At 34.9% G+C, this 22,608-nt stretch carries 22 protein-coding genes; 10 read left to right on the top strand and 12 right to left on the bottom strand.

The window, feature by feature from the left end; translation table 11 throughout:
- Positions 1 to 77 precede the first annotated feature (77 nt).
- The 11 genes from gatA to R2Q59_RS16610 form a co-directional block, all read right to left on the bottom strand.
- Positions 78 to 1,499 carry an Asp-tRNA(Asn)/Glu-tRNA(Gln) amidotransferase subunit GatA gene (gene gatA, locus R2Q59_RS16660; protein WP_316771077.1) on the bottom strand — a complete coding sequence of 474 codons (1,422 nt, stop codon included), beginning with the start codon at positions 1,497 to 1,499 and terminating at the stop codon, positions 78 to 80.
- A gap of 30 nt (positions 1,500 to 1,529) precedes the next feature.
- Complete coding sequence (locus tag R2Q59_RS16655) at positions 1,530 to 1,730, bottom strand: twin-arginine translocase TatA/TatE family subunit (RefSeq protein ID WP_316771075.1); 201 nt, start codon at positions 1,728 to 1,730, stop codon at positions 1,530 to 1,532.
- Positions 1,731 to 1,766: 36 nt separating this feature from the next.
- Positions 1,767 to 2,150 (bottom strand): twin-arginine translocase TatA/TatE family subunit, encoded by a 384-nt coding sequence (tatA, locus tag R2Q59_RS16650; RefSeq protein WP_316771073.1) that lies wholly within the window; start codon positions 2,148 to 2,150, stop codon positions 1,767 to 1,769.
- 47 nt (positions 2,151 to 2,197) lie between these two features.
- Positions 2,198 to 3,487: a murein hydrolase activator EnvC family protein gene (locus R2Q59_RS16645; protein ID WP_316771071.1), complete on the bottom strand. Its 1,290-nt coding sequence runs from the start codon at positions 3,485 to 3,487 to the stop codon at positions 2,198 to 2,200.
- A gap of 21 nt (positions 3,488 to 3,508) precedes the next feature.
- Complete coding sequence (locus R2Q59_RS16640) at positions 3,509 to 4,303, bottom strand: DUF4292 domain-containing protein (RefSeq protein WP_316771069.1); 795 nt, start codon at positions 4,301 to 4,303, stop codon at positions 3,509 to 3,511.
- On the bottom strand, positions 4,281 to 5,978 hold the full coding sequence (locus R2Q59_RS16635) for a tetratricopeptide repeat protein (RefSeq protein ID WP_316786339.1): 1,698 nt from the start codon (positions 5,976 to 5,978) through the stop codon (positions 4,281 to 4,283). Before R2Q59_RS16635 ends, R2Q59_RS16640 begins: the two co-directional genes overlap by 23 nt.
- 108 nt (positions 5,979 to 6,086) lie before the next feature.
- Positions 6,087 to 6,518: a dUTP diphosphatase gene (gene dut / locus R2Q59_RS16630; protein ID WP_316771065.1), complete on the bottom strand. Its 432-nt coding sequence runs from the start codon at positions 6,516 to 6,518 to the stop codon at positions 6,087 to 6,089.
- Positions 6,518 to 8,005, bottom strand: coding sequence for a lipopolysaccharide biosynthesis protein (locus tag R2Q59_RS16625; RefSeq protein ID WP_316786337.1), 1,488 nt, complete (start codon positions 8,003 to 8,005; stop codon positions 6,518 to 6,520). Before R2Q59_RS16625 ends, dut begins: the two co-directional genes overlap by 1 nt.
- A 77-nt stretch (positions 8,006 to 8,082) precedes the next feature.
- The gene (locus R2Q59_RS16620; RefSeq protein WP_316771061.1) at positions 8,083 to 8,367 is read right to left on the bottom strand and encodes an acylphosphatase; all 285 of its coding nucleotides are present in this window, start codon (positions 8,365 to 8,367) and stop codon (positions 8,083 to 8,085) included.
- Between the two features lie 138 nt (positions 8,368 to 8,505).
- Positions 8,506 to 9,459, bottom strand: coding sequence for a nitronate monooxygenase (locus tag R2Q59_RS16615; RefSeq protein ID WP_316786335.1), 954 nt, complete (start codon positions 9,457 to 9,459; stop codon positions 8,506 to 8,508).
- Positions 9,460 to 9,463: 4 nt separating this feature from the next.
- Complete coding sequence (locus tag R2Q59_RS16610) at positions 9,464 to 10,627, bottom strand: amidohydrolase family protein (protein WP_316786333.1); 1,164 nt, start codon at positions 10,625 to 10,627, stop codon at positions 9,464 to 9,466.
- Between the two features lie 237 nt (positions 10,628 to 10,864).
- On the opposite strand from R2Q59_RS16610, the gene R2Q59_RS16605 reads away from it, so the two are divergent.
- Together R2Q59_RS16605 and R2Q59_RS16600 are read left to right on the top strand one after the other, a co-directional pair.
- Positions 10,865 to 11,170, top strand: coding sequence for a hypothetical protein (locus R2Q59_RS16605; RefSeq protein WP_316771055.1), 306 nt, complete (start codon positions 10,865 to 10,867; stop codon positions 11,168 to 11,170).
- 68 nt (positions 11,171 to 11,238) lie between these two features.
- Positions 11,239 to 12,555, top strand: a complete 1,317-nt coding sequence (locus R2Q59_RS16600) for a sigma-54 dependent transcriptional regulator (protein WP_316786331.1) — start codon at positions 11,239 to 11,241, stop codon at positions 12,553 to 12,555.
- On the opposite strand, the gene R2Q59_RS16595 is transcribed toward R2Q59_RS16600, so the two are convergent.
- Entirely contained in the window at positions 12,540 to 15,005 is a 2,466-nt protein-coding gene (locus R2Q59_RS16595) for an ATP-binding protein (RefSeq protein WP_316786329.1), read from the bottom strand. The two genes, R2Q59_RS16600 and R2Q59_RS16595, sit on opposite strands and share 16 nt — an antisense overlap.
- Positions 15,006 to 15,115: 110 nt before the next feature.
- On the opposite strand from R2Q59_RS16595, the gene R2Q59_RS16590 reads away from it, so the two are divergent.
- From R2Q59_RS16590 to R2Q59_RS16555, 8 genes are all read left to right on the top strand, one after another.
- The gene (locus tag R2Q59_RS16590; protein ID WP_316771050.1) at positions 15,116 to 15,805 is read left to right on the top strand and encodes a YafY family protein; all 690 of its coding nucleotides are present in this window, start codon (positions 15,116 to 15,118) and stop codon (positions 15,803 to 15,805) included.
- Positions 15,806 to 16,490: 685 nt separating this feature from the next.
- The gene (locus R2Q59_RS16585) at positions 16,491 to 16,988 is read left to right on the top strand and encodes a DinB family protein (protein ID WP_316771048.1); all 498 of its coding nucleotides are present in this window, start codon (positions 16,491 to 16,493) and stop codon (positions 16,986 to 16,988) included.
- A 494-nt stretch (positions 16,989 to 17,482) separates the two neighbouring features.
- Complete coding sequence (rluF, locus tag R2Q59_RS16580; RefSeq protein ID WP_316771047.1) at positions 17,483 to 18,460, top strand: 23S rRNA pseudouridine(2604) synthase RluF; 978 nt, start codon at positions 17,483 to 17,485, stop codon at positions 18,458 to 18,460.
- 119 nt (positions 18,461 to 18,579) lie between these two features.
- Positions 18,580 to 18,813, top strand: coding sequence for a DUF2683 family protein (locus R2Q59_RS16575; protein WP_316786327.1), 234 nt, complete (start codon positions 18,580 to 18,582; stop codon positions 18,811 to 18,813).
- The gene (locus R2Q59_RS16570; protein WP_316786325.1) at positions 18,795 to 19,076 is read left to right on the top strand and encodes a Txe/YoeB family addiction module toxin; all 282 of its coding nucleotides are present in this window, start codon (positions 18,795 to 18,797) and stop codon (positions 19,074 to 19,076) included. Before R2Q59_RS16575 ends, R2Q59_RS16570 begins: the two co-directional genes overlap by 19 nt.
- Entirely contained in the window at positions 19,077 to 20,135 is a 1,059-nt protein-coding gene (gene rlmN, locus R2Q59_RS16565) for a 23S rRNA (adenine(2503)-C(2))-methyltransferase RlmN (RefSeq protein WP_316771043.1), read from the top strand. It begins immediately after the preceding gene.
- A 202-nt stretch (positions 20,136 to 20,337) separates the two neighbouring features.
- Entirely contained in the window at positions 20,338 to 21,036 is a 699-nt protein-coding gene (locus tag R2Q59_RS16560; protein ID WP_316786323.1) for a ComF family protein, read from the top strand.
- A 3-nt stretch (positions 21,037 to 21,039) separates the two neighbouring features.
- A complete protein-coding gene (locus tag R2Q59_RS16555) occupies positions 21,040 to 22,425 on the top strand; it encodes a hypothetical protein (RefSeq protein WP_316786322.1) in 1,386 nt (461 codons plus the stop codon).
- Positions 22,426 to 22,608 lie beyond the last annotated feature (183 nt).

The following is a 22,608-nucleotide window of genomic DNA, read 5'->3' as shown; positions in this document are numbered from 1 at the left end:
TCTTTGTCATTTCGACGTTAGGAGAAATCTGTTAATCAGATATCTCAGTCGTTCCTTCTTCGATATGACGAAAAAAATTATTCGTTTAAAAAACTATGTGATAAATTGAGCAACTCTTGCTCGTTAAAGTGTTTGGTCATTAACTGAACACTTAACGGTAAACCGCTTTTATTATTGCCCAAGGGCAAAGCAACTGCCGGAATACCAGCCAATGAGGCTAAAACCGTATAAATATCTGCCATATACATCACCAACGGGTCTTGCATATTTTCGCCAATTTTAAAAGCTGGTGTTGGTGTAACAGGACTTAATAAAAAATCATATTTACCTAACAATTCATCAACCTTGTTTCTAATTAATCGACGAACCTGTTGTGCTTTTTGATAATAGGCATCGTAATATCCTGCGCTTAAAACAAATGTTCCAAGCATAATTCTACGCTTTACCTCTTCGCCAAAACCTTCAGCTCTAGATGTTTTGTACAAGTTGTTTAAACTTTCGGCCTGTGTATTTCTATAACCATAATGAACGCCGTCATAACGAGAAAGATTAGATGAAGCTTCGGCTGTGGTTAACACATAATAAGCAGGAACCATGTAATCTAATAAATCAAACGAAACGTACTCTATACTATGCCCTTGAGATTTTAAAGTTTCAATCGCGTTTAAAATGGCAGCTTTAATTTCAGAATCCAAAGCATCATTCTCAATGGTCTCTTTTAAAACAGCTATTTTTTTATTTCCGCCTTGCGATAAATTTTGAGAATATTTTGGAACAGGAAGAGACGAAACTGTACTATCAGCATCATCAACACCTGCTAAAACTTCTAATAATAAAGCAGCATCGCTAACTGATGTAGTGATGGTGCCAACTTGGTCGAAAGAAGATGCGTAAGCTATAATGCCATAACGAGAAATGCGGCCGTAGGTAGGTTTAAAGCCAATGTTACCACAAAATGCAGCAGGTTGACGAACAGAACCGCCAGTATCTGTACCTAATGCAGCCAAACACATATCTGCCTGAACAGCAACTGCCGAACCGCCAGAAGAACCTCCAGCAACCCTTTCTTCATCAATAGCGTTTTTAACTGGCCCGAAATAAGAGGTTTCATTTGAGCCACCCATCGCAAATTCATCGCAATTTAATCTGCCAATGATAATGGCATCTTCAGCCAGTAAACGATTAACAACAGTTGAAGAATATGGAGACACAAAACCTTCCAACATTTTAGATGAAGCAGAAACCTGATGGTCTAGGTAACAAATGTTGTCTTTAATACCGATAACCATACCAGCAAGTTTGCCAGCGGTGCCTTTATCAATTTTTTGTTGAACTAAATCAGCTTGCTTTTTTGTGGAATCAAAAAACACCTCATTAAAAGCATTGAGGTGTTGATTTTTTTCTATTTGCTCAAAATAATGAGTGATTAACTGTGATAAGGTTAACTGCTTTTGCGCAAGTTCTCCTTGTATCTCCGTTAAAGAGGTATATTTCTTCAAAGTTTAAATTTAAATCAAGAAACGATAGAACTAAGGTTTGGTTTGGTTTTGATTGCTGTTTGGATTATCGCTATCAATACCGTCTTTACCATCTTTAAATTCTTTCATTCCCTTACCTAAACCACGCATTAATTCTGGAATTTTTTTACCTCCGAACAATAACAATAAGGCTAATACGATTAATGTAATTTCCATTGGCCCAATTGCCGCTAATAGGGTTGGTTGTGTCATGATATTTTATATTTAGTTTTTTTAATCAATTTTTAATTACGAATAAGAATCTCTTTTCGCTTTTTCTTCTGCATCAATTTCAGGCTTTACCTCTTCACTTGATGTAGGATTTACTTCTTCAGTTAATTCAGATTGAATTGGTTCATCTACTTCGGTTGGATGATGACGTTCAGCATGATTTTCTTCTGTAATTTTTTCTTCTTCCTTAGTCTCTTCTTCACTAGTTACGGAATTAATGTTGCGATGGATTTCTCTCTTCACACCTTCCGAAGCATCTTTAAATTCTCTGATGCCTTTTCCTAAACCTCTTGCCAATTCGGGTAATTTTTTACCTCCAAATAACAAAAGTACAGCCACCATGATGAGCATCATCTCACCACCACCCATATTTAAGAACTCTAATAACGTGCTTGAATACATTTTAAACTTATTTTATACAAATATAGACAATTAATTTGCCTAATAGATTAACGAGCTAACCAAGCTTCTGGATTTAAAAAAGTTTTTCCGCTTCTACTGATTTGAAAGCCAAGCTCAGGAACACCATCTGTGTTAGCAACAACTCCAATATTTTGTTTCGTAGTAACACTCGCACCTCTTCCAACGCTTACGCTTTTGAGATTATAATAAACCGTAAAATATTCCCCATGTTTAATTAAAACTACATATCTTCCTGCAACTGGAGTAATACTTGTAACTATGCCGTTAAATACGGCTCTTACACTTGCATCTTCACTAGTATGATACTTAACTCCTTCCTCATTCACAGTAGCTTGCTCAAATTTACTAATCCCAAAATGAGTGCTTATGTACCCATTTGAAACAGGAGCAGGCAAACTACCTCTGTTATTTTCAAAAGCAGTAGATAGTCTTTCTGCTTCGGGTGTTGCCCTTAACACCTCACTGTTTGTCTTTTGTTTTGTGGGTATATTAACTGGTGCTGGTTTGTTATCGGCTTTTGCCTTTAGAGCAGCCTGTCTAGCGGCCTCACGCTCCTCATCTTCGGCCTTTTTACGAGCGATTGCAATCTGTCTTTGGATTTCAGCATTTATTTGACGCTGAATCGCCGCCTGTTGCTGCCTATTTTTTTGAATGTCTTGTTTATATTTACGCTCGTCCTTACTTAGGTTATTTAACACAACCGCTTGTTCGCTTTTCTTTTTATCTAATCTATTTTTTTCGTTTAACTGCTCCTTAAGTAGATTAGTTTTATTTTTCAAATCGTGGTCTAAAACAGAAATTTGGTTATTTAAATCCTTTTCCGTCCCTTGGATGTAAGCAGCTTGTTTTTTACGGTATTGCCCAAACTGTTGTAAATATTTAATCCTTTTGTAAGCTTGATTAAAATCATTTGCGGCAAAAATAAACATCATTTTATCGTATGAGTTTCGGTTGCGTTGAGCGAACCTTATCATCCCAGCATATTCCTTTTTTAAATCTACCAAACGGGTTTGAAGGTTGTGTACCTTGCCTGTGTTTTCGGTAATTTTATTATCCAGACTTCTCATCTCCGAATTGATGGTAGAAATCTTATCTTGCATTAAACGCACTTGAGCCTTGATGGTATTTATCTGTCCTAAGGTAAGTTTCTTACCATTAGCTGTTTTATTTAGATTTTTTTGTGCTAACTCAATTTGCCTTTCTATGGCTTCTTTTTTCTGCTTAAGTTCTTTAAGCTCCTTACTTGTTTGTTGCGCAAAACCTGCTGTACAAAAACCTACAAATAGCAGGGAAAGAAATAGTTTGTTTAACTTCATTGCGCCAAAAATATAAAAAATTTAGTTGATTACCTCGTAACTTTTAGGGACAGAGAACGGGAAATCAACAGGTACATTACTCTCAATTTTAACAAATTCTATAGAAATATCAATCTTTTTTGCGCCAGACATCGAGTTTATTTTTAAACTTGATGGAAATAGAGCATTATTAACCGGTGTATATTCTCCATAAACAACCTTTAATGCCTGCGCATTTTTCACATCGTTTAAATTAGTTTCATTAGGTTTTAAAAGCGTATTAAACAAAATACGATAAGCCAAATCTTCAGCATTTCCATTTAAAAGCCAAACACCATTTTCTTGCTTTAAATCAGATTTTTCTGTCATAAATTCTGAAATTGTATTTCCAGAAAGAATTGCCTGCAACATTTTAAAACTAACTTGTTTACTTGTAAAGCTATAAACATAACTAAATGGCTTTTTAGTATATGTCTTCTGTAAATTATTCCTTAACAATAAACTATCTGGAGTAATTACCGCTCTTGCACCTTCTATTCCTGCAAGCCCCGTAACACTAACCCATATCTTTTTGTCTCTCTCCATTCTTATGTTCAGCGTCACATTGTTTTCATCGCCATCTACCTTTAAACTCGTTTTCCCTTTTAAGGATAAGGTATTAAATGGCAAGTCTTTGCTTTTTAAAAGCGTTAAATTTTGTGGTTTTTCATCTGCTTTTACCACAACTTTTTCTTGAGGAGCATCTGGTGTAGCTACAATTACTTTTTTTGGCCTACAGCCTACAGCTAGCAATACAATTGCAATTAGCGAAAAGCTATTTAATATATTTCTTCTCATTGATTTTCTTATTTAATTTTTCGGAATCATTTCCAGCTTGTTTGGCTTTTTGCCATTGCACTATAGCTTTATCCTTTTCTCCTTTTAGAAAAAGAATATCACCGTAATGCTCCAAGTAAACAGGATTTGAAGCCTCATTGTTTTGCAAAGCCTTTTCTATCCAGCTTAAAGCTAAATCATACTTGCCCAATTTGAAGAGAACAATTGCGTAAGTATCTAATACCGAAGCATTTTTTGGCAATGCCATTGCAGCTTTTGCGGCCAAGGTTTCAGCTTTAGCTAGATTCTGGTTTCTCAACGCCAAATAATAAGCATAATTACTACTGGTTAAATAATTATCTGGCGCTAATGAAACGGCTTTATCAAATGCTGCGTCCGCTTCTTTCAGTTTTTCTTGGTCAATCAACACTTCGGCCTGTAAAGCAAAAATCATCGCCTTTAAATTATTATCATCCCCATCTAATAGCAAAGCCGATTTAATTTCTAATCCAGCTTCTGCATTCTGACCATTCCTGTGCAAGGCAAAAGCCCTGTAATAATACAAAATAGCCTGATTTGGATAAATCGATAAAGCATCCTCACCTGTTTTTATCGCTTCTGTGTACAAGCCCATCAAAGTTTGAACACCTAACAATTTTTCCCAAGCTAAATACAACTGGTCTGATATTTTTAGTGCAGCCTGATATTTTTCTTTTGCCTCTTTTAAATTTCCTTGCTGGTAAAGTACATCGCCATATAAAAGCAATAACTTAGCATCTGCTTGATGAGTTTTTACCGCTATTTCTGCTAAATCTGCTGCATCTTTAGCCACTAATTGATTACTAAATCGTGGCAACATTGAGCTAACGATTTTAATTTTATTAGCGATAGGCATTTGAGGATTTGCAAAAGCAGATTTTAAAGGAACAATCGCTAACTCATTTTTTTTCTGCGATTGATAGATATCAGCCATTGCCAAATCGACTTCGAAATTATCTGGCTCCAAGGCTTTCGCTTTTAGTAACATAGCGATGGCATCATCCTTTTTATTCTTCTCTAACAAGATGCCGCTTAAATAAAGCATGTTTTTTACATCAGTCGGATTTTCTGCCAACAACTTATTAATGTCATCGTTGTTCGGCGTAGTGCTGCTTTGTATGGTTACGCGTTGTTTCGCCAAGATTAAATCTTTAGATGAGCCGAACTTTTTTTCAATCTCATCATAAACTGCTTTTGATTCTTCAACTTTACCCGAAATGAAAAGTGCATTTGCCTTGTCGAAATAATAATTGTCTTCTTCTGGCTCTAATTGGATAAGCTGATTAAAAACTTGAACAAGCGCATCCATATTGCCATTTCGTTTATATATCTCTGCTTGAAGTTTTAAATACCAAACGTTTTTGGGGTTAATTTCAATTGCCTTTTTTATGGAAGTTTCGGCATCTAGCAATTTATTCTGGCGATAGTTTACCGTCGCCAACTCAAAATAAGCAGCATCATTTTTACCATCAAGCGCAATAATTTTGGTGAAATTAGTGCCCGCATTGGCATAATTCTCAGCCATTTTTTCTTTGATGCCTGCAAAAAAAAGTTCTTTTACTACATTGCCTTCTCTACTTTCTGGAAGCGGAGGTTCTTGCGCAAACAAATTAATGTTTACAAAAAGCAAGAAAAGAAATGTTAAGCTGAACTTCATTTTTTAATTAATTATTGAATTTTGAGTGATTAAATGAGTGAATCTAGGATGCCTTTAATTTATAAATCTTCTTTAATGCTGTCATTCAAAATTCAATAATTCAAAATTTTATTTCCCCGTATGACCATAACCTCCAGCTCCACGAGCCGTATCACTTAATTCTTCTACATTTTCCCAACTAATGGTTTCGTGTTTTGCAATTACCATCTGTGCAATCCTATCGCCATCATTAATTGTAAAATCAGTATCTGATAAATTCACTAATAATACTTTTATCTCACCACGATAATCAGCATCTATAGTTCCAGGCGAATTAACAATTCCAATTCCGTGTTTAAATGCCAAGCCACTACGCGGTCTAATTTGCGCTTCGTAACCAATTGGTAATTCTATATGTAAACCAGTTGGAACTAAAAGTCGTTGTAAAGGTTTAATTGTAATTTGTTCTGGAGTAAAAGCCCTTAAATCCATTCCTGCCGCATGTGCTGTTTCGTAAGCAGGCAATGGATGTGTAGAGTGATTGATGATTTTAATATTCATTATTTTGTTGTCAGTATTCTTTTAACGTTATCTTTTTCCATAAAATATATTCCAGCTAGAAACACTAGCAAAAGTCCGTTTCCAATGTAAATATTTTGCTCAAATACATAGAATGATAAATATACCAAAATCAGCGAGATGCTTAAATAAGCAATCATTCTTTTTAAATTGTAAGGTATTGGATAAAATTTCTGTCCCAATACATAAGAGATTACCATGATGATAAAATAAGCCATCATACTTACCCAAGCAGATGCCATGTAACTGTATTTAGGGATAAAAATAATATTCATCACAATAGTGAAAACCGCACCAACCAAAGAAATATATAGCCCATAACGAGTTTGGTCTGACAAGCGATACCAAACCGATAAATTCATATAAATACCTAGGCAAACGTAGCCAAAAAGCAAGTATGGAACTGCTGGCAAACCCACCCAATATTTTTCATCAATAAAATGTTTAATTAGGTCAATGTTTGCTATTAAACCAACAAACAAAATAGCTAGAGCCAACACAAAATAGTTAAGAATATTGGCATAGGTAGTTTTCGCATTTTCATTTTTAGCGTGACTAAAAAAGAAAGGTTCTGCCCCAAGCCTAAAGGCCGTATTAAAAATGCTGATAAAGATTGCGAGCTTACAAACTGCGCCATAAATACCGGTTTCAATATCTGCAATTTTTGCAGGAAGATACTTGCCTAGTAATATCTTATCTAGATTTTCATTGATGATGAACGATAGATTAGCTACCAAAATCGGCCAACTATAGGCTAACATTTTATAGAAAAGTTGCTTATCAAACTTTAGCTGAAGGGCCCCAAATTCTGGAAGTAATAATAAAAATGTGGATATGCTGGCTACCAGATTCGCTATGAAAACATAACCAATCCAGTTAGGTTCGAACCAAGTGGCAAACCATTCTGCCCCTGCTAAATCGTGTTTAATAAATGCTGGTATAACATAGATAAAAACTAAGTTAAGCCCTACAAAAACGCCGATATTGAAAAATTTAACGACGCTGTATTTAATTGGTCTTCCATCTGCTCGTAACTTGGCAAATGGTATTACACAAATGGCATCGGTAAATAAAATCCATATTAAATACTGAACGTATTTTCTTTGGTCTTCATAGCTGGAATGGCTTTCGCTACTAGAGGTGAATTTTGTAATATAGTCTGTAAAAACTAAGCCTGTTATTAAAAAAAGAACTGAGATAAATGCAATAACCAAAAAACTATTATTGTAAACTTCTTGCTTTTTATCTTCGTGTTTGTTGAGGTAACGAAAAAAAGTAGTTTCCATACCAAATGCCAAAATTGCATTGATAATGGAAGCATAGCTGAACATTTTCGTAAAAATCCCGTACACGCCTTGTGCATAAACACTGGTGTAAATTGGGGTAAGAATAAAATTAAATAATCTAGAGAATATGGTGCTAATACCATAAATCATCGTTTGACTAGCAAATTTTTTATATACAGACATCTTCTAGTATTGAGATATGAGATGTGAGATTTGAGAGCAATTCCAACAATCTAGCAATTTAACAATTGAGCAATGTTCTACCACAGCAAGTTCTTTTTTACAACTTCAAAGTTGCGATAATTTTTAAGTTCTCCATCTACAACTTCCACATTTTCTACTTTAGCTTTTTCTGGCCCTTCATTACACCAATCAATGAACATTTCTAAGGTGCTAGCATCAGCCTCTGCTTCTATGTAAACAGTGCCATCTTTTTGATTTTTAACCAAACCTTTTACACCCATTTGGTCGGCAACAGCTTTTGTGCTTGCCCTAAAAAAAACACCTTGAACTTTACCTGTTACTTTTATATTGATGTGTTTCATTTTAACTATTTCTTACTCTTAATCTCTGTATTTACTTTTCGTTGAGGTTGATTTTTGGCTTTTTGTCTTACCAAATAAATAGCAACCACGAGCAGAATAACTGTTATTAAAGCTAATATTCTTTTATAAATCATTTAATTAATTATTAAAATCTAGTGCCTGTAATTTTTGTTTTTCCTTCACAAATTCAGTCCAAATTTCATTTAAAATTTCAGCAGCGGGTTTTATTTCATTCAACATGGCAGAAACTTGCCCAATCTCCAATTCACCTTCTTCCATATCGCCTTCAAACATACCTAATTTTGCTCTTGCCCTACCTAAAAGTTCAATCAATTCTGCTGTATTTGCACCCTGAGCCTCTGCCTGAGCAACCGCATCTGCAAATTCGTTCTTAAGCAAACGTACAGGAACTAGCTTTTTCATCCTTAATTTGGTATCGCCTTCGGCTGAAGAAATGATTTTTTCCTTAAATTTTGGATGAGCAGAAGATTCCTCAGCAACTGCAAATGCAGAACCAATCTGAACGGCATCTGCGCCCAAAGCAAAAGCAGCTAACATGGCTTTTCCGCTTCCAATTCCACCTGCTGCAATAACTGGAATTTTAACCGCAGCCTTTATCATTGGAATTAAACAAAGTGTAGTCGTTTCTTCTCGTCCGTTATGCCCACCTGCTTCAAAACCTTCAGCAACAATAGCATCAACACCGCATTGTTCTGCTTTTAAAGCAAATTTTGTATTAGCAATAACGTGAACTACGGTTATGTTTTTATCTTTTAAAAAGGCTGTCCAAGTGGCTGGATTACCTGCTGATGTAAAAACAATTTTCACATCTTCTTCCACCAAGATATTCATGATCTCGGCTACATTAGGGTAAAGCAAAGGAACATTTACTGCAAAAGGATTTGATGTTGCTGCTTTACATTTTTGAATATGAGTACGCAAAACATCTGGATACATTGAACCTGCGCCAATAATACCTAATCCGCCTGCATTAGAAACAGCAGCCGCTAATTTCCAACCACTACACCAAACCATTCCTGCCTGAATAATTGGATATTTAATGTCGAAAAGTTCTGTAATGCGATTAGCCATTGTGCTAAAATAATCGTTTTATGGTAGTTTCTTTTTCTATCATTCCATCTTCGGCAAGGCTGATTAAAACAATACCAGGTTTTTTCCCTTTTTCTAAACTTCCGTATTGCGAGTTTATCCCTAAAAATTCCGCTCCATTTATAGTTGCCCATTTTAAAGACTCTTCAAAAGAAATATTTTTTTGGTCTTGTAAAGTTTGCATCTCTGCCAAAATACTTAATTGATGATTACTGGCTAAACTATCTGTACCTAAAGTGATTTTTAAACCTTCATTTTTTAACAAATCTACGTCTGGCAAATTATTTTCGATGTAAATATTTGCATTCGGACATAAACACCAATATAATTTTTGATGGGTTTGTTTAGCAAAATCAACATCAGCCTTGCTACTAAATGTATTATGTACTAAAAGGGTATTTACCTTTTTAGATAGTTTTGGCAAGTGATATTTCAATGAATTTGCTCCAGAATTATGGGCATCACTTTGTGCAATTCCGAGCTCGGCAAAAAAGTCGGCAAATTTCCCTGTCCCATTTTCAAAAAGTTCGTTCTCACCAATTGTTTCTTGGTTGTGGATACTTAAAATATCATCAACGGTTGTTACTTTTTCAATTTCATTAAATAAAGATGCTGAAACAGAATAAGGTGCATGAGGCACAATCGAGGCTTTTAAAGGTTCAAAACTTTTTTTAAGCTCTACACCAGCAACAATAATTGGCTCAGATGGTCTATTGAAGCCAAATACTTCCACAAATGTGTGATAATAGATTTTACTTTTAAGCTTTACTGATTTTGAAATAAGCAGGTTTGAAATATCGCCAACTGCAACTATCCCATTATTATACATTTCTGTATCTGCATTTTGCATAGCTGAAATGATTTCTTCTTCTGGCTGTTGCCGCTGACTTAATATTTGCTTAATAAATGCTGTTAACCCTGTTTTCTCTTCGATTTTTCCTCGCAGGTGCGAAAGCTCTAAATGACAATGTGTATTGATAAATCCAGGAACTATTATGCCATCATAATGTTTAATATTTTCAATGCCTTTCGCATCTTCGGCAGAAAGGATGGCGAAAATACTTCCATCTTCATTTAGACCAATAACTCCATTCTTAATTGGAGGGCTATTTACAGGAAAAATCCAATCGGCAGTTATATGAGCTTCCATTAATACAAATTAAGCTTAATAACCGCAAAACTTGAAAATTTTATTGAATTGAAATTATGTTATCAGTGTTTATTGCAGAGAAAGTCATCACATTGTGGAGAAAGTCAACACTTTTTAATTAGGCTAATTTTCTTAAATAACTGACTATTAGCCAATTAATTTCCCGTGCCAAACTAGGCATTGTTTTGTAGCCTTAGCAATTAATATTTCACAAATAAATTTTAAAAGAATATAGTTATGAAAAAATTAATTTTATCAGCAGCATTTTTAGCATTCGCTGGATTTGCTACAGTTCAAGCAAGTGACTTAAAGAAAATCGAAACTGTTTCAGTTCAAGACAGTGTTATTAAAACTCCAATTAAATTAGAAGAATTGCCAACTGCAATTAAAACTGTTTTAGCAACAGAACCTTATAGTAAATGGACACCAACTGCAGCTTTTAGCGTTAAAGAAGGTGCAAAAGAATGGTTCCAAGTAGACGTTAAAAAAGAAGAGCAAGTAGGTTCTTTAAAATTTGATAAAGAAGGTAAACCAGTAGAATAACCCCCGAAAATTAATATTGTAATAGTAAAAAGCCGGATAATTTATCTGGCTTTTGCTATTTTTGCTATATGGCCAACGTACTAATAATTGAAGACGACACCACTTTTGCGCAAATAATTGAAGGCTTTTTATTAAAAAATGGCTTTACAGTTACGTTGGCGACCAGCTTAAACCAAGCCTATAAAATTGTAGCCCAACAAGAATTTGATTTATTGCTATTTGATTATAGATTGCCGGATGGAACTGGAATTGATGCTTTAAACCATGTAAGGCAGAAAGGGCACAAATCGCCAGTTATAATCATGACCAGTTTTAATGATGTAAGAACAGCCGTTAAATCTATTCAGCTGGGTGCTTTCGATTATATTACCAAGCCCATTAATCCTGATGAATTATTAATGGTGATTAATAATTCATTATCAAAAAAAGAGGATAAAGATTTATCGACCACTGATTTAATTAAAGGGAAAAGTGATGTTGCAGATAAACTTTACGAGCACATCAACCTTGTTGCGAGTACGGATATGTCTGTTTTGATACAAGGCGAAAGTGGAACTGGAAAAGAATTTGCCGCTAAAACCTTACACTTACAAAGTAAAAGAGCGGCTAAACCCTTTATTGCAATTGATTGCGGCGCTCTATCTAAAGATTTGGCTGCAAGTGAACTTTTTGGACACATAAAAGGTTCGTTTACTGGAGCTGTTAACGATAAAAAAGGCCAGTTTGAAGTTGCTAATGGCGGAACATTGTTTTTAGATGAAATAGGTAATTTAAGTTATGAAGTTCAAGTTAAACTACTACGAGCTTTGCAAGAACGCATTATACAACCTATCGGCAGCAACAAACAAATTAAGGTTGATGTTAGAATTATCACGGCTACAAATGATGATTTAACCAACAGCATTAAAAACGGGGATTTTAGAGAAGATTTATACCACCGTTTAAATGAATTTAAAATTCAGTTGCCTCCTTTACGTGAACGAGGAAAGGATTTAGAACTTTTCATTAATCATTTTGTGCAATTAGCTAATACCGAATTAGGAAGAAATGTGCAGGAAATTGATGCAGAAGCAAAAGACTTATTGCTAAAATACGACTGGCCAGGTAACTTAAGAGAGCTTAAAAACGTAATTAAGAGAATGGTCTTATTGAGTCCTAATTCAATTGCTACTGTAGATGCTTTGCCCGAAGAAATGATGATGGCGATTAACACTTTGCCAAAATCAAATCAGTCTGATTTAAAGGCAATAAACGAGTTGAATGAAAAAGCATTAATTGCTGATACACTACTAAAAGTAAAAGGTAATAAGTCTAAAGCGGCAAAGCTTTTAAACATAGACAGAAAAACCTTGTACAGCAAGATGGAACGTTACGGTATCGAATAAATTTTAGCACTTAAAAAACCCATAAATTCTTCGAGTTTTGAAATTAATGCTTCTGTTTCTTTCTTAATCTTTTGGTCAACTTTTCGTTTACCAGCAATTTCTTGCTCCAATAGCCTAAACGAATTACCCAATTCTCTAAAACCAATTTGTGAAACTCTTCCTGCCAAGCGATGAACAATTAGACGGGCTTTTACAACATCGTTCTCTTGAATACTTAAGGTTATTTCTGCAATATCTGTTGAGCAATCTGCTATAAATCTACTTAAAATTCGCTCCATCAACTGCTCGTCTCCCATTGTCATTTTCTCAAGAGAACTGAAATCAAAATCTAGCTTTGGCTCGAATTCTTCTATCCCAAAAACTGCCATCAAATCATATTCTTTAAATGGCTTGATGATAATTTTTTCGAAGCCTTCTCGCAAAATTTCAGCTTGTTCATCTGGCAATACTTGTGCAGTCATCGCATAAAAACTAATGCTACTGTTAAGCTTTTCTTTTAGTTTTTTGGTTAATTCCACTCCAGACATTTCAGGCAATCTCATGTCTACTAAAATATGACTGAGATTATTTTCTGCTTTCGCTGCTAACACATCATGCACATTATTAAATAAACGATGTGGTATTTGATGACGTTCTAAAATATACCCACATAAGTCTAAAATAAGCTGGTCGTCGTCAATTACCCAAACCATCTCTGCAGTATGATTTGAGTTTTTCTTTGCTTCCACTTTTTCATCAGTAACAACTGCTTTTTGGTAACTTAAATGAACGCTAAAGGTTGTTCCTTTTGCCAATTTACTTTTCACATTTATTTGCCCATGCTGACTATCAACAAGCGTTTTTACAATGGCTAATCCTAGGCCCGTTCCATTCTGGTTAATTTCATCCTTTTGGGGGATTTCTACTTGTTCAAATTCAGTAAAAATTCTTTCCAAATCTTCATCTTTAAAACCTATACCAGTATCCTCAACTATAAAATTGTAGTGTATGTTTTCTTCTTTTGATTTACAGGTAACCTGAAGACTAACCTTACCTGCTAAGGTGAATTTAATTGCATTTCCTAATAAGTTAAACAAGACCTGTTTTAACCTAAAAGCATCCCCTAAAACCATATAATGATTGCCTATATCAAAATCATAAACTAATTTGATTTCCTTTTTTTCTGCCAAGGGTTGCATAATGGCAATCACCTCATTTAGTACCGCTCCAATATCAAATGGTTTTTTTTCAAATTTAAATTCCCCTGAAATAATTCGGTTGTAATCTAAAATCTCGTTTACAATTTGAAGCAAGTGTTCTGATGATTTATAAATGGCATCAATATCACCTTTTCTGGGTTTATCTTGTTGATTAATTAATTCTGCATAACCTAAAATAGATTGTAACGGTGTTCTAATTTCATGGCTCATATTGCTTAAAAACCGCTGTTTGGCTTTCCCATGATACTCCGCCTCATCCTTCGCCAATTCTAATTCTTTTCGGTATTTATTGCTTTTTGTAATATCAGATAAAATAAGGTAAACCAACACCAGCATAATTAAGAAAAAGATGATGATGATGGTCATAATCTGACTCACACCATCATTTACCACTGTTTTCGCTTCGCTACCATTCAGCTCAATTTGGGCTAAAGTTTCTGCTTCAACTTCTTTAACAATAGACAGCATTTGTTTGGTTAACGTGTTACTAGAATTGGCTAAATCTGCTTCTCTTTTTAAAAATTTGCTGCTTTTTGCCTTTTGTTCTAGCTCAATATTTTTTAAGGAAGTTTTAATGTCATTCATCACGCTATCTTCTGCAACAGCATTAAGGGTATCTCGTTTTATTTGATATTCTTCATTAATGATTTTATAAACCTCGGCCTCCTTTTTACCAAACAACCTACTTAAAAAACCCTTAGATTTTGCCTCCTGCGGTTCTAACAAAGTTGTGGAGGTTGAGGTGGTAAAAACGGCACTATCCACTTTTCTAGATTTCTGCGACAGCAAATCATTTAAAACCTTAACCTTATCTGAAAATGATTTTGTGCTAACGAGCGTTTCCTTTACCTCCAAATAGTTTAAGAATTCTTTATTTCTTCCTATCAACAACTGTTTGATGGAATTTATTCTGGCCAATTGAAGGGAATCTTTTGCATAAAGTAAGGATAGCGAATCTAGCCTCTTCCGTATCTCTCGTGTCTCTTTTAAAAAGTTTCTGCCCTTTATGTCTTTATTTGTGCCCTTATCGCTTTGCAGTTGATCTAAACCTGCAATTTGATTTGAAATTTCATTTACTATTCTCAATTTGGTATTCGGAGTAGAAAGTTTTTCTACTTTATCCAACATTTCCGCGAAAACGAACTTGCTAATTCCCCACGCCAGCAATAACGCAAAACAAGCAAACAAAAAGCCTATTACAACCTTCCCTTTAATGGCGTTTATAAAAAAGTTTTGTTTCTTATGGGGCATAATTAAATTAAGGGCTTTTAAATACGTGTTTTAACAACAATCTTAATGCCTAAATAAGAATGTGATTAATTATTAATTGAACGAATTGTTGTTTTCATTATTTTTAGGCAATGAATCGCATCGATAGACTTTTTGGAATTTTAATACTTTTACAATCGAGGAAATATGTAACCGCGGAGAAAGTGGCTCATCAATTTGGCATCAGCGTTCGTACGGTTTACAGAGACATGAAGGCGCTTGGCGAACAAGGCATTCCCCTAAGTTTCGAACCTCATAAAGGCTATTTCATTGTTCAAGGCTATTTCCTGCCTCCAGTTTCCTTTAATTCTGATGAGGCAAATGCCTTAATTTTAATGGAACGTTTTTTAGCAGGTTTTTCAGATAAGTCAATTACCCAACACTATACAACAGCACTAAATAAAGTAAAAGCTGTGCTTCGAACCTCGCAAAAAGAAAAGTTAGAAAAATTAAACGAGCACATTAAACTTCAACTGCCAGAACGTTTAACAAATGATGTAGAGCATCTCTCTGTTTTGCAAAATGCAATTTCCGCAAAATGCATCATCGAGATAGATTACAAAAACAATAAAGATGAAGTTAGTAAACGAGAAGTAGAACCAATCGGCCTTATTTTTTATGCTTTCAGCTGGCATTTAATTGCTTGGTGCCATTTAAGAAACGAGTACCGAGATTTTAAAGTTAACAACATCATCGAAGTTAAATGCACTGATTCCCCCTTTATCAAAACCGAGCACATGGCGTTAAACGATTACATGAAATTGCTGCCAGTTAATTATTAGAAAAACAATGCCTGTGCGTTTGGCTAAGTCCTATCGTGTGGACAAATCTTTTTTGCTTCTTGCTTTTTGGGCTATTTGCCAGGTTCCTTTCATAATATTTATGTCTTTAGCCAAGAACGACCGTCAATCCCCAGTGCCAGCTTAATCAAAAAAACAGTAGCACAAAAGAAAAACCAGCACTACCAAACCTAAAACGCAGTGGTTTTGTGCTCATTCTTACACTCACTTTCATTTATCACCGACAAACAAACCCCGAAGGGCTCAATCAGACAAATAAAAACAATAATAAATCCTGATTAAACAAAGTGCCGCTGTTTTTTTGATGAGCGGGGGTCTGTGAAAAGGCACCTAGTGGATTGACAAGCATTTTTGCATACTTTTGATGCTTCAAAAGTTTGATGCCTGCCGGCAAAGAGGCAAAAAAAGAAACCAATACTTGTGTTTACACGATACGATGAAAAATCGGGACTCGTGCCATTTCAATAAGGTTTATATAACTAAGCCACTGGTTCTTTTAAAACTTCAGTCCCTTTCAAAATTGGCTATCCTATATGTTCTTTATAGCACATTTAAAATCTGCGAATCTGCGGCTTAAATAAAATGAAAATAATTAATTTTTATTTTTCTGCACTGCCATAGGGTTGTCAGTCGCTCATCTTTTCTTTGTATTATAAACTTAGAAATCATGAACATTATCAAATTATTATTATCAGAATTAGAAAGCGAAGCGCAAACAACTCGTAAATTTTTAACACTTGTTCCATTAGAAAAAGGCGATTGGGCTCCTCATGAAAAAAGCATGAAGATGAAAGCGTTAGCCTCACATATTGCCGAACTACCTGCTTGGATTAAGTTAGCATTAACAACAGAGGAATTAGATTTTGCTACGGCACCTTATGAACCAGTTCAAGTAGAAAGCAACAACGACCTATTATCCCTTCTAGAAAAAAGTTTAGAAGAAGCTAGAACAAGTTTAAATGAGGCTAAGGAAGAAGATTTTAGTAAAAGATGGCTATTAAGAACTGCTGAAACCATTCACGCAGATATGTCAGTTTATGAAATGATTCGTGTTTCATTTAGCCAAACTACGCACCACAGGGCCCAATTGGGTGTCTACTTCCGCCTGTTAGATATTCCTGTTCCTGCAAGTTATGGTCCAACTGCAGACGACCAGAATTTTTAATTAAGAATTCTCGTCATTGCGATCCCGATTTTTCATCGGGAGAAGCAATCTCCTTCTTCGCCTTGATAGCTGGAGGTTGCTTCGCTAACTTTTAACACCGACGGTATGCAAAATTCAGATTAACAACAAAGGATAGATTATAAATCACACATAATTTTTGAATGAGTTTTTAAAGCACTTTGCTAGCGTTAACGATGGAAGCGGCATCCTTTTTGGCTGTCATCCTGAGCGTAGTCGAAGGACAGCCAAAAAGATACAGCGGACAGCGTGTCAAAACGCCCAAATTAATGGCGATTTATTAACCCTTCAACTACTTAGGCTAAGCTCTATATACTTTAATCCTTCCTTTATTTATTTTCCTGATGACCATCGTATTTAAACCTTTTTCCCATCAACACCTCAAGTTTATTACGATGGGCTTATGTTTCTACTTGCTTTTAATGTATAGATGTGTTAAAATGTTAACTTTGTGAATTATTTACTAATTCTACCCAATGGCCGAGGTTACAACACGATTAAACAAATACATTAGCGAAAGTGGTTTATGCTCAAGAAGAGCCGCTGATAGATATATTGAGCAAGGTCAGGTTTTCATTAATGGACGTAAAGCTAAAATTGGCGACAAAGTCTTCTTTGGCGATTTAGTAAGTGTTAATGGAAATAACATCGAACCTCAAAAAGCAGAAAATTCTATCCTTTTAGCTTACAACAAACCAGTAGGCATTACCAGTACAACAGAAGCGAACGTAAAAGGCAATATTGTTGACCATGTTAATCATAGCGAACGTGTTTTCCCTATCGGCAGATTAGACAAAGATTCTCAGGGGTTAATTTTCTTGACCAACAACGGCGATTTAGTTAACAAGATTTTACGTGCTGGTAACAACCACGAGAAAGAATACATCGTTACGGTAAACAAACCGCTAACACCTCAATTTATTGAAGGAATGTCTAAAGGCGTTCCTGTTTTAGGTGTAATGACTAAAAAATGTAAAGTGACCCAAGAAAGTCCTTTTGTTTTTAAAATTACATTGATACAAGGCTTAAACCGTCAAATTAGGAGAATGTGTGAGCATTTTGGTTTTGAAGTGACCAAGTTGGAGAGAACCAGAATAATGAACATTACGCTAAAAGGTTTGCCAACTGGCGATTGGAGAGAATTAACTGAAGAAGAACAGGCTGAAATTTTCAAATTGGTTGCTAAATCAAGTTCTGAAAAACCAGCTACCCCAAAAAGAGTGACTAAAAAGTCAGCTCCAGAAAAAGAAGAAAAACCAGCACAACGTTTTGCAAAAGATAAAACTCGTGGCAGCAAAACAAAAGGCGACCATAAAACGGCTGGGGCTCCTTCAAGAGGTAGTGCACCAAGTTCAGATTGGTTTAAATCTGGCCCGAGCAAAAGGTCAACCCGACCATCAAACGGCAAATCAGGTGTTCCAGGTGCAAAAACTCGTAGTCCGAAAAGGAAATGATAAGTATCGAGTAGTCAGTATCGAGTATCAAGATAATTTCATCTTCTGCCTTCAACCTTCTTAGCTTCAAGCTTTTTAACTACCTTTGTATTATATTTTTGTTATTAGAGAAAACTCCTATGGAAACATTAATTATGCATCCTGAGAACAAAGAGCAATTAGCGGCCTTAAAAGCTGTTGCAAAAGCTTTAAAAGTTCCTTTCGAAAAGAAAGAACTTTCTGAAAGGGAAAAAACAATTGAGCTGTATGGCAAGGATTTGGTAGAAACTGTAGAACGTGCAGAAAAATCTATCAAAGAAGGAAATTTTAAAACAATGGACCCATCAAAATCTTTATGGGAAAATATACTATAGTTTTAGAAGCAAGAGCGGAAAAGGACCTTAAACGACATTATAAAGCTGGAGATAAGGGAACTATCAAAAGAATAAACCAAATTTATGATGAATTAAAAATTCATCCAACTACAGGAATTGGGAACCCAGAAGCTTTAAAGCATAACCTTTCAGGCATTTGGTCTAGAAAGATAAATTCAAAAGATAGATTAATTTACAAAGTTGAAGAAAATATCGTTACTGTTTTTATTATCTCGGCTTTAGGTCATTATGGCGATAAATAAATGTTAACATCAACAAAAAAAATAGACATCCGTTCCTTGGATTTGCCAAGCCTGCAACAACATTTCACTGAAATGAAAGAGCCAGCTTATCGTGCAAAACAAGTATATCAATGGCTTTGGGAAAAATCTGCTCGTAGTTTTGAGGAGATGAGTAACCTATCTAAAGACCTACGCAAAAAATTAGATGATAACTATAGCATCAACGTTGTTGAAATAAATAGTGCTCAATTTAGTAACGACCATACCATTAAAAATGCTTTCCGTTTATATGATGGCAACATTGTCGAAGGTGTTTTAATTCCAACAGAAGAAAGAATGACCGCTTGTGTAAGTTCTCAAGTTGGCTGCAGTTTAACCTGCAAGTTTTGCGCTACGGGTTATATGGACCGTAAGCGAAACCTCAACGCGGATGAAATTTACGACCAAGTAGTTTTAATTGACCAACAAGCAAAGAAAAACTATAATATCCCTTTATCGAACATTGTTTACATGGGGATGGGCGAGCCATTATTGAACTATGCTAATGTGCTTAAATCAATTGAAAGAATTACAGCTCCAGATGGTTTAAATATGTCGTATAAACGTATTACTGTTTCTACGGCTGGCATCGCAAAAATGATTAAAAAATTAGGTGACGATGGCGCTAAATTTAATTTAGCACTTTCCCTGCACGCAGCTAATGACATTAAACGCCACGAAATTATGCCAATTACTGAGCATAATTCCTTAAAAGCATTAGCCGAGGCTTTAAAATATTATTTCCAGAAAACGAAAAACCCTGTTACTTACGAATACATTGTTTTCAATAATTTCAATGATGAAATTCAAGACGCCATGGAATTGGTTAAATTCTGCAAACACGTTCCTTGTAAGGTAAACTTAATCGAATATAACCCAATTCAGTTTGCAGATTTTATTAATGCAGAAGGCGATAAAATTGATGCCTTTGCAGACTATCTACGTAAAAACGGAGTAAATACAAACATCAGGCGAAGCCGTGGCAAAGATATAGACGCCGCCTGCGGACAATTAGCAGTAAAAGAAACCGCAGGAAATTAGTTGGCAGTTATCAATTGACAATTTGCAGTTCCCTCTTCAATCTCAGATTTTCCTATTCCCTATTCCCTATTTCTCAAAATCCCAAAATCCATCTTCCATTTTACATCTTCCCCGTTCCCTATTTCTCAAATCCATCTTCCATCTTACTTCTTCCATTTTACATCAATTTCTCTTTTTCTAGAGAAATTCACTAAATTGAATTATGATTGCCGTAAAACGTTTAGCTACAGACATGATAGAATTGCTTTTTCCTGAGCTTTGTAATGCTTGTGGCACACATTTATACTACGGAGAAAAAGAAATTTGCACCAAATGTCTTTATGATTTACCTTATACAGATTATCATCTTCACGCAGACAATCGAGTAGCCAAACAACTTTGGGGAAGGCTACCTATAAATGCCGCAATGGCAATGTTGTACTTTAGAAAAGGAACAAAGGTTCAAAATCTAATGCACAGTTTAAAGTATAAAAGCCAAACTGATGTTGGAGTTAAACTTGGAAATTTATTAGGTGATAGAATAAAATTAGGAAGCCAGTACGAGGATGTAGACTTAATTATTCCTGTCCCCTTACACCCTAAAAAAGAAAGAATAAGAGGTTATAACCAAAGTGAGTTTATTGTCAATGGCATTTCCAAAGTATTAGATATTCCAGTAAGTACAAGCCATTTGCTTAGAGATAAATCTACCGAAAGCCAAACCAAAAAAGCAAGATACACTCGATATGAAAACATGCAATCTGTTTTTAAAATCAACAATAAAGAACAATTAGAAAATTTGCACGTTTTATTAATTGATGATGTAATTACAACTGGCGCAACATTAGAAGCTTGTGGAAATACATTATTGAGTGCTGGAATAAAAAAATTAAGTATAGCAGCAATTGCTTTTGCAGAATAATATATGCGATTAAAACTACTTTTCTTAGGTATAATCTTCTCTTTCCTTTTTGCAGCTTGCAATAAGGATGAAGATATTACATTTGATGTGGATGCAAAAATTGCTTTTTCAACCGATAGCGTTTTGTTCGATACAGTTTTTACAGCAATAGGTTCTAGTAGTAGGAGATTAAAAATTTATAATCCTAACTCCAAAGCTATAATCATCAACAGCATAAAGTTAAGCGGAGGAAATGCATCAGCCTACAGCTTAAATATTAATGGCATTGCAACTGCTGAAACAACCGAACTAAAAATTAATGGGAATGATTCCATCAATGTTTTTGTGAAGGTAAATATCAATCCAACCATACAAAATTTACCCTTCATCGTAGAGGATTCTATTCTATTTTCCTTCAATGGCAAAAAACAAAACATCCCTTTGGTAGCTTACGGGCAAAATGCAAACTTTGTAAATGGTAGTACCATTCAAACAAATACGGTATGGAATAGCAAATTGCCTTACATCATCTATAAATCGGTAACTGTTGGTAAAGATGCCAATTTAACCATTGCTCCAGGCACAAGAATTCTATTCCATGGAAATGCTACCATGAGCATTAAAGGAACTTTAACTGCCATAGGAACTAAAACAGATACTATTTTATTTGCTAGTGATAGATTAGAAAAACTTTACAAAGACGAAACAGGTCAGTGGAATGGTTTACATTTTTATCCCGATAGTAAGGATTCTCATATCAATTATGCTATTATTAAAAATGGAATTGCTGGTATTACGGTAGATTCTTTATCATTAAACAACAAACCAAAATTGCTACTAACTAACAGCATCATTAAAAACATGGAAGTTGTTGGTTTTTTAGGTTATCAAACAGAATTAGCAGCTTTTAATAATTTATTTTTTAACTGCGGGCAATATTTACTTTACGGAGTTGGTGGCGGTAGGTATAACTTGAAACAGAATACTTTTGCTGGGTATAACATTAATTTTGCTCGTAAAACACCAGCGGTTTATTTATCAGATTATATAAGTAGTAGCCAAGCCTCAAATCTTTCAGTAGACCTTTTAAACAATATCATCTGGGGAAACTTAAAAGATGAGTTGATGATTGACAAAAAATTGTCCAACACAATACTAACTTCGAACATAAAAAATAACCTTTTAAAAAATACGGTTACTGCCTATGACCTAAATGGGAATATCTCAAATGCTGATCCCTCATTTATTAATGTAGAGAAGGGAAACTTTAAACTAAATGCAACTAGCCCAGCTAACAATAAAGGTTATAACTTAAGTACTGATGCATATTTTGGAAGCTATTTAAACAAAGACCTAAACAATAAATCAAGAATATTTCCCTCAGAATTAGGGTGTTACGAGAATAATTAAAAATATTTAAACTTTTTAAAAACTTTATTCTGCGTTATTCGTTTATTTATTCGAGAGCGTTAATTTAGATGGTAAGGGTCGATATTTCTTCTGAAGTATCGGCCCTTTACTTTTTCGGCCATTTTGATCAATGTCCCCTAACCGCTAAACCCTAACCCTCTAAACATCCCAAACGCCACCACG

Origin of the sequence: Pedobacter frigiditerrae, assembly GCF_032678705.1 — a bacterium.
GTDB lineage: Bacteria > Bacteroidota > Bacteroidia > Sphingobacteriales > Sphingobacteriaceae > Pedobacter > Pedobacter frigiditerrae_A.
Note: the sequence above shows the minus strand (reverse complement) of the source record. Positions and strands in the feature narration are given on the sequence as shown.

Excerpts from the sequence above, each read along its gene's own strand:
- R2Q59_RS16640 (WP_316771069.1), bottom strand. The coding sequence starts at position 4,303 with ATGAGAAGAAATATATTAAATAGCTTTTCGCTAATTGCAATTGTATTG.
- R2Q59_RS16655 (WP_316771075.1), bottom strand. The coding sequence starts at position 1,730 with ATGACACAACCAACCCTATTAGCGGCAATTGGGCCAATGGAAATTACA.
- R2Q59_RS16615 (WP_316786335.1), bottom strand. The coding sequence starts at position 9,459 with ATGGCTAATCGCATTACAGAACTTTTCGACATTAAATATCCAATTATT.
- R2Q59_RS16625 (WP_316786337.1), bottom strand. The coding sequence starts at position 8,005 with ATGTCTGTATATAAAAAATTTGCTAGTCAAACGATGATTTATGGTATT.
- R2Q59_RS16635 (WP_316786339.1), bottom strand. The coding sequence starts at position 5,978 with ATGAAGTTCAGCTTAACATTTCTTTTCTTGCTTTTTGTAAACATTAAT.
- R2Q59_RS16620 (WP_316771061.1), bottom strand. The coding sequence starts at position 8,367 with ATGAAACACATCAATATAAAAGTAACAGGTAAAGTTCAAGGTGTTTTT.
- R2Q59_RS16590 (WP_316771050.1), top strand. The coding sequence starts at position 15,116 with ATGAATCGCATCGATAGACTTTTTGGAATTTTAATACTTTTACAATCG.
- rlmN (WP_316771043.1), top strand. The coding sequence starts at position 19,077 with ATGTTAACATCAACAAAAAAAATAGACATCCGTTCCTTGGATTTGCCA.
- R2Q59_RS16570 (WP_316786325.1), top strand. The coding sequence starts at position 18,795 with ATGGGAAAATATACTATAGTTTTAGAAGCAAGAGCGGAAAAGGACCTT.
- R2Q59_RS16605 (WP_316771055.1), top strand. The coding sequence starts at position 10,865 with ATGAAAAAATTAATTTTATCAGCAGCATTTTTAGCATTCGCTGGATTT.
- R2Q59_RS16585 (WP_316771048.1), top strand. The coding sequence starts at position 16,491 with ATGAACATTATCAAATTATTATTATCAGAATTAGAAAGCGAAGCGCAA.
- R2Q59_RS16560 (WP_316786323.1), top strand. The coding sequence starts at position 20,338 with ATGATTGCCGTAAAACGTTTAGCTACAGACATGATAGAATTGCTTTTT.
- R2Q59_RS16595 (WP_316786329.1), bottom strand. The coding sequence starts at position 15,005 with ATGCCCCATAAGAAACAAAACTTTTTTATAAACGCCATTAAAGGGAAG.
- R2Q59_RS16600 (WP_316786331.1), top strand. The coding sequence starts at position 11,239 with ATGGCCAACGTACTAATAATTGAAGACGACACCACTTTTGCGCAAATA.
- R2Q59_RS16555 (WP_316786322.1), top strand. The coding sequence starts at position 21,040 with ATGCGATTAAAACTACTTTTCTTAGGTATAATCTTCTCTTTCCTTTTT.
- R2Q59_RS16610 (WP_316786333.1), bottom strand. The coding sequence starts at position 10,627 with ATGGAAGCTCATATAACTGCCGATTGGATTTTTCCTGTAAATAGCCCT.
- rluF (WP_316771047.1), top strand. The coding sequence starts at position 17,483 with ATGGCCGAGGTTACAACACGATTAAACAAATACATTAGCGAAAGTGGT.
- R2Q59_RS16575 (WP_316786327.1), top strand. The coding sequence starts at position 18,580 with ATGGAAACATTAATTATGCATCCTGAGAACAAAGAGCAATTAGCGGCC.
- tatA (WP_316771073.1), bottom strand. The coding sequence starts at position 2,150 with ATGTATTCAAGCACGTTATTAGAGTTCTTAAATATGGGTGGTGGTGAG.
- R2Q59_RS16645 (WP_316771071.1), bottom strand. The coding sequence starts at position 3,487 with ATGAAGTTAAACAAACTATTTCTTTCCCTGCTATTTGTAGGTTTTTGT.
- dut (WP_316771065.1), bottom strand. The coding sequence starts at position 6,518 with ATGAATATTAAAATCATCAATCACTCTACACATCCATTGCCTGCTTAC.